Source organism: Streptomyces amritsarensis, from assembly GCF_001953875.1.
Classification (GTDB): Bacteria; Actinomycetota; Actinomycetes; order Streptomycetales; family Streptomycetaceae; genus Streptomyces; species Streptomyces amritsarensis.
Window position 1 is genome coordinate 1 of sequence record NZ_MQUR01000177.1, and the last position, 6,119, is coordinate 6,119.

The window sequence follows — 6,119 nt, forward strand, 5'->3', positions numbered from 1 at the left end:
GGCGCTTTCCAGGTTTTCGCTTTCGCGCTTTCCCTTTCCGGCGGATCCGACTCTATCAGAAGTTTTCCACCGGATTTCCCCGGCTTCGATTCCCGAATGAAGAGTCGACTGTCCCCACTCGAAGGTGAATCCTTGTGGGGGCTTGCTGCCGAGCGTTTCCGCTCCAGGCAACTGCTCAACTCTACAACCGTGCCCGGGAGGAGTCAAAACGCCGCCCCCACCCCGCCCTGACCTGGTGGACGCGCCTGGCCGGTCGTCGTCGAAGCCGACGTCTCTGACCCGGCCCCGGGGCGTGTAGCGATGCGTCCCTGCGTTCGCAGTGATCAGGTAGGCAGGGGTGAGTCGGCCGACCTCGCGGCGTCCTGCGGAATGCGGTGGACGAGCGCCTGGCGGTGATCGCTTGTTCCGTGCGCGGGTGCTGCGGGTCGGCGCGCTGGGAGTCCGACGGGCTCGGTGCGGCCGGATCACCTCAATCAGGGAGGGTGCCCGCGTGAGCAGCATCGTCAAGTTCACCGCAGCACCGGACGTCGCGTCGGCGGCACCCGCCCTCCAGAACGGCCCCAGCAGAACCGAGTCGCTCTCCTGCTGCACTTCGATCCCGAGGATCTCCTTGTCGACAGTAGCTACGTGGCTCTCGCCGAACCCAGCACGCCGCGGATCGTCGCAGCAGGGGACGCCGGCGGTGGTGTCGTCTTCGCGCTCTCGCCTCGGCTGTCCGCCGCCCTGGCAGAGGCCGAACGTTCGACGTCGCGAGACGGAGCTGGCCCGTGGGCGCGGCACCGTGCGGACGGGGGCGAGCCCCTTGCCGCAGAGATCGCCGACGCGATCGTGAGTACCTGGCGGCTCTCGCCGTCAGCGCCCGTGCCAGAGCCACGGCGTCTACTGCCGGGACGCATAGGGCCCCCCTCCCAGAGCCAGCCACCACCACCATGCGGCGCCGCTCGCGGACCCCGTTGGTCCCCGCGTCGGTCTTGCGGCCCTGGGTGCGGGAAGGGCTGACCGACTGGGGATACGCCCTCTCCTCACTGGTGGCGGCTCATTTCCTGCGCAACAGCATCAGGACACGAGAGAAAGGGTCTGCCCCGGTGGTGGGGCGGATGCCCAGGCGCCGACGACTTCGGCCCGCTCGTGCCCTGGGCTCCGGCTCGTGCTGCCGTCCAGCCGCCGCGGTGGTCGTCGCGAGCCTGACGATTGCTCGCCTGTCGGCGTGCACGGGAACGTACCCAACCGCGTATGACTGAATGTGCTCAGGTGTGGCCGCTCCGTCAGCCCTTCCGGCGGTAGGTTCCGGGCGGGGTGCCGTGCGCGCGTTTGAATGTGTGGGCGAAGGCGTACTCGGACGTGTAGCCCACCTGGGCGGCGACCGATCTCAGCGGTGCGTCCGTTGTCTTTAGCAGTCGTGCTGCGGTGGTCATCCGCCACCAGGTCAGGTAGGCCAGGGGTGGCTGGCCGACCAGCCGGGCGAAGCGCTTGGCGAAGGGTGCCCGGGAGAGCCCGGCTTCCGCGGCGAGCTTCGCCACTGTCCACGGTGCCGCCGGGTCGCGGTGGATGGCGTGGAGAGCGGCGGTGACCGGCGGGTCGTTCAGCGCGGCGGCCCATCCGGTGGTGTGGCCCCCGCTCAGGGGCCGTTCGTCGAACCAGATCCGCAGGATGTAGAGAAGCAGTGTGTCGTGCCCAGGCTAGGGGTCTCCAGCTCGGCGGCGAGCAGCTTCACCGCCCAGCCCAACTCGGCACGACGGCCCGGGTGCGCGGGCAGGTGGATCAGATCCGGGAGGGACAGCAACAGCGGGTGGGCGCGGGACGGATCGAGCTGATAGGCCCCGCAGAGCAATACGGTGACCGGGCCGCCGTCTCCGCTCCTGTCGACGCTGTCCGATGCGTAGGCGTCGTACGGTTTCGGGTCGTCGGGGTCGCAGGCAGGGGTCGCCACCGGGGTATCGGGGCTGTCGGCCAGGATGTGCCCTTTACCGTGCGGCAGGAACACCACGTCTCCCGTGCCCAGGCGGATGGGTTCGGCGTCCGCGGACAGGAGCCAGCAGGAGCCCTGCAGGACCACCTGGAAGCCTGCCGACCCTGGTACGGAGGAGAACTCCTGTCCCCACGGGGCATGCCATCGCACATACGCCGACCGGGGTCGACCGGTCCGCGTCACCGCGACCACATCGCGCGGCTCGACGGCGGCGGTGCGGCTGCCGAATACGTCCGGGCGCCCGCCGCCGTGCTGACCACGGCACCGAAATCCATTCCGCTCGCTCACACCGCCGCGCTTCCTGTCGCCGGCCTGACGGCGTGGCAGGCGGTGTTCGAGCACGGAAAGACGGCACCGGGCCAGCGGGTGCTGGTCAACGGCGTCGGAGGCTTCGTCACGCAGCTTGCCAAGTACGCGGGGGCCGAAGTGATCGCCACGGCTGGCCCCCGGAGTACCGAGACGGTCCTGCGGCAGGGGGCGGACCACGTCATCGACTACACCGCCCGACCGGTGAGCACCGCGCTCGACGGCCCGGTGGACCTTCTGCTCAATCTGGTGCCGTTGAGCCTGCAGGACGCTGCGGCTCTGGCTCCTTTGGTGCGGCGGGGAGGGCGGATCGTGTCGATCACAACCCCGATCGAGCCTCCTCTCGACGCCGGCGTGAGCGCGATGCACATGGTCGCCCGCAACGATGTGGCGGACCTGAGGGCGCTTGTGGACCTCGTCAACGCGGATACGGTCAGCGTCGACATCAGCTCATCGCGTCCCCTGTCCGACCTCGCCAACGTCCACCGTCTCAGCCAAGTGGGCCGGATTCGGGGCAAGGTCCTCATCATCCCGTGAGTCCAGGTGGCCGGACACGGAATCCGAGTCTCGCAGACGCGCGGCCGCTGGGTACGTTCCCCCGTACCTGGCGCGGAGCAGTTGCGGCGCACCGGCCGCCAGGCCCTGCGCACCCCCGCCCATCTGCGGGTGGGACCACACGTATGCCCAGCTCGCGCCCGGGTTTGGAGTCGGCACCACGACGGCCCGCCGCTATGTCGCCGAGGCGGTCGAGCTCCTGGCCGCTCTCGCCCCCGGCCTGGCCGACGCGGTGCGGACCGCGCCGGTGAAGGCGTATCCCCTCCGAGACGGCACGCTCCTGCCGATCGACCGCATCACCGCGGACCTGCCGTTCCAGTCCGGCAAGCACAGGAGACACGGGATGAACGTGCAGGTCATCGCAGACCCCTTCGGCCGACTGGGGTGTGGGCATCACCGGCCCTGCCCGGCACCGTCCATGACATCCGCGCGACCCGCGAACACGCCAAGAAGGCAGTGAACCGGTCCCACGCGGAGATCCACACGGATCACCTGCCTCGTCCAGCCGTCCTCAGCCTGCATCTGACCAGTTCGAGCGAGGATGCAAATGGCGCCTTGGCTACGGGGCAGCCGCGCCCTGGGCAAGCCACCCTGGCTCCTGCGGGGGAAGAGGACGTCGACTCGTTGGGGTGCGCCTATGGGTTTGGTCAAGGCGCTGGGGCGAGGATGGCGCCATGACGATCTGGTTCCGTGCCCATTACGAGGATGAAGATCTGTGGCAGTACTTCGAGGCGGATGGTGAGGGCTGGGCGGTCCGTCAGGTTGAGATTCGGGGGGTGGATTCGCGGCCGGTGACGGCCGCGTCCCTGAAGGAGGTTCTGCATCTGCGTGATCACTGCGATCGGGCGGCGATGAGCCGGTATGAGCAGCAGTACGGAGTTCTGGCGGACGGCAGAGTCTTTGACGGCTGGGAGGACGAACTGGAGGCCGATGAGCTCTCTGTTGAGGAGTTCGAGCAGGTGTGGGCTCGGGCGAGGCAGGCCCTGGGCGGTCAGGCTGACGTAGCGGGTCTCGGTTCGTAGAAGGTGCCGTCGCGGAGCATCGCGAAGAGCACGTCGGCCCGTCGTCTCGCGCGGCAAAGCAGGGCTTGGGTGTGGTGCTTCCCTTGCTTGATCTTCTTGTCGTAGTAGAAGGCCCGTTTGAGCTGCTTGTTTCCTCTCCTGGAGGGTTGTCATCCTCGGATCGAGGAGCCCGAGCTGCGGGTTGCCGGGGCAAGGCCGGCGTAGGCGGCGAGGTGGGCGGCGGACGGGAAGCTGGATCCGTCGCCGACGTCGATGAGGATCCGTGCTCCGGTCCTGACGCCGATCACCAGCATGGACGTCAGGACCCTGGAAGAGGGTGGGACTCCAGCAGTTCCTCAATCTTTGCGGCGAGAAGTTTCCGCTGGTCAAGCACTGCCTGGAGCGAGCTGGCGAGGCTGGGAAGGATCATTGCGGCCGCGTCCGTGCCCGGACGACGACGGTCTGCTCGTCCAGCGCGGCGAAGATGTCCTCGACCAGCCGTTCGGCCGTCTGCGGCGCCTTCGGGCGTATCAACGTCACCAGCCGGCGACGTCCGGCCTTGCGGACTGGGACGGGGAACCGAACGGGCCCAAGACTCGGCGACGTGTGGGCATGCGTCAGCCACGCCGCACAAGCGGTTGCTGTGCGGGAACCCGTCGCTGGCGTCGCTCTTGGCCTCACCGGGATAGAGATCGGCGATCCGCCGCATTGCAGATAGGCGGTCGGCCAGCCCATGTCCGGCGGCCGCCAGCGGCAAGGCTCCGATCGGGGCCGGCTGGTCGACCACGACGAGCACCCTCCCGTGCTTGGCCTGCAGCTTCCCTAACACCTCGCGGAGTCCTTCCTCCCGGCCGGGGTGACGGCGGTGGCGTGGTGTTCGCCCTTGCCGACGTCCAGGCCGAGGAAGGCGCCGATGTCGCTGACGTCGATCACGTGCGCCTCCGGTCGTCCCCATCACTCCGGCCGTCCCCTGTCTCCCCCTGTCGAAAGCATGGCCAGCGCCCCATTGCGGGAGGTGATGGGGGCGGCTCCCGTGTATTCGTCAGCTCAGTCGTCGGAGGTATCAGAGGCGTGGGTGTGCACGTAGCGGTGTGGGCTGCGGGGTTCCGAGGCCTCTGCCTGGTCGCCGCTGAACGGGCCGCCGATCAGCTTGATGTCTGCGGGGATCCGGAACTTCGGGTGATGGGTGGGTCGAGTCGGCGTAGGCCGGCCGGTGACCTGCGGTCGGTCAGGTGCTGCCGACGCCGGCCGGCCGCTCGGCCCTGCTCGAGGACTCCGGCCCGTGCGGGAGTGGCCGGGCGGCGTCGGTCGGCCTTGAGGATCTGGGCCGGTGGTCCGCACCGGCCGAGCAGCCTCAGGACAGTCGGGTGTGGATCCGCCGGCACCTGGTCCCGCTCCCCTGGGCCGTCGTCGAGCTCGCCGTCGATGGCCCGCAGAGTGTGCGCCATCGACGGCGGCCGCGTTAGCCCTGAGCTCGCTCGGAACGGCTCAGCCGTGTACGTGGACGTCGCCGGCGCGGTGGAGCCTTGGACGCGGGCGGGCCGGCTGACGGTCAGAGGTTGACGCGCTTGAGGTAGACCCGGCTGCGGTGCGGGATGGTCTGGTACCAGACCATGAGGTGTTCGTCCTCGTACGTACGCAGCCGCATCGGGTGGGGGTCCTCGTAGAGGCTGCCGTCCTTGGGGTCGATGGCCATCGCGGCAAGGTCGACCAGGCCGTCCATGACGGCTCCGACCAGTTCCTGCTGTGCCGCGGGCATGTCGCCGAACACCCACAGGCGGCTGGGGTCGCACTCCCAGGCCCAGCCGCTGTCGTTCTCGACGCCTTCGCCGCGCGGGGTCACTGACCGATCTCGCGCTGGGCCTCGGCGAGGATGCGGCTGCTGGTCTCCATGGCGGCGCGGAACTGTTCCTCTGTGGCGTCGGGGTCGCCCGCGATGCGTTCTGCCTCGTGCAGCGCGGCCGCGCGTGCGGGCCAGCGGTGGATCGCCACATGCGTGGCCCACTTGATCAGGAAGAACCGCAGCGGGTTGATGGCACCCGTCTCAGCGGCACGGTCGAAGGCCTCGTTGCATTCCTTGTCGAGCACGGCCAGGTTGGCCATGTCGATCCGGCGCACGGCGTCCCGCAGGGCTTCCCGTGTCATCGCCGGCTGGGGGATGAGAGGTCCGCCGTCTTCCAGCTGCTGTGCTGTCATCGTGTCCTCCAGGGGAACGCTGGCCAGGATACCGAGCGGAACCCCGGAACCGGCCCGTGAACGCAGAAAAGCCCCGCACCAGAAGGTGCGGG

4 protein-coding genes and 3 pseudogenes are annotated in these 6,119 nt (G+C 69.1%); 3 read left to right on the top strand and 4 right to left on the bottom strand.

The window, feature by feature from the left end:
- Positions 1 to 1,265: 1,265 nt before the first annotated feature.
- Positions 1,266 to 2,161: pseudogene (locus tag AVW11_RS39395) on the bottom strand (AraC family transcriptional regulator).
- Here AVW11_RS39395 and AVW11_RS35095 point away from each other — a divergent pair.
- The 3 genes and pseudogenes from AVW11_RS35095 to AVW11_RS35105 all read left to right on the top strand — a co-directional run bounded on the left by AVW11_RS35095 (position 2,108) and on the right by AVW11_RS35105 (position 3,852).
- Complete coding sequence (locus tag AVW11_RS35095; protein ID WP_079250915.1) at positions 2,108 to 2,812, top strand: zinc-binding dehydrogenase; 705 nt, start codon at positions 2,108 to 2,110, stop codon at positions 2,810 to 2,812. The pseudogene AVW11_RS39395 and the gene AVW11_RS35095 overlap by 54 nt on opposite strands.
- Positions 2,813 to 2,818: 6 nt before the next feature.
- Positions 2,819 to 3,274, top strand: a pseudogene (locus tag AVW11_RS35100) (transposase family protein); the annotation flags it as partial.
- Positions 3,275 to 3,504: 230 nt separating this feature from the next.
- The gene (locus AVW11_RS35105; protein WP_030856122.1) at positions 3,505 to 3,852 is read left to right on the top strand and encodes a hypothetical protein; all 348 of its coding nucleotides are present in this window, start codon (positions 3,505 to 3,507) and stop codon (positions 3,850 to 3,852) included.
- On the opposite strand, the pseudogene AVW11_RS35110 reads toward AVW11_RS35105, so the two are convergent.
- The 3 genes and pseudogenes from AVW11_RS35110 to AVW11_RS35120 all read right to left on the bottom strand — a co-directional run.
- Positions 3,822 to 4,764, bottom strand: a pseudogene (locus AVW11_RS35110) (transposase). The gene AVW11_RS35105 and the pseudogene AVW11_RS35110 sit on opposite strands and share 31 nt — an antisense overlap.
- 619 nt (positions 4,765 to 5,383) lie before the next feature.
- Positions 5,384 to 5,674 carry a hypothetical protein gene (locus tag AVW11_RS35115; protein ID WP_060181207.1) on the bottom strand — a complete coding sequence of 97 codons (291 nt, stop codon included), beginning with the start codon at positions 5,672 to 5,674 and terminating at the stop codon, positions 5,384 to 5,386.
- On the bottom strand, positions 5,671 to 6,119 hold a 449-nt coding region (locus AVW11_RS35120; protein ID WP_206281951.1), incomplete at its 5' end, for a hypothetical protein. The genes AVW11_RS35115 and AVW11_RS35120, both read right to left, overlap by 4 nt.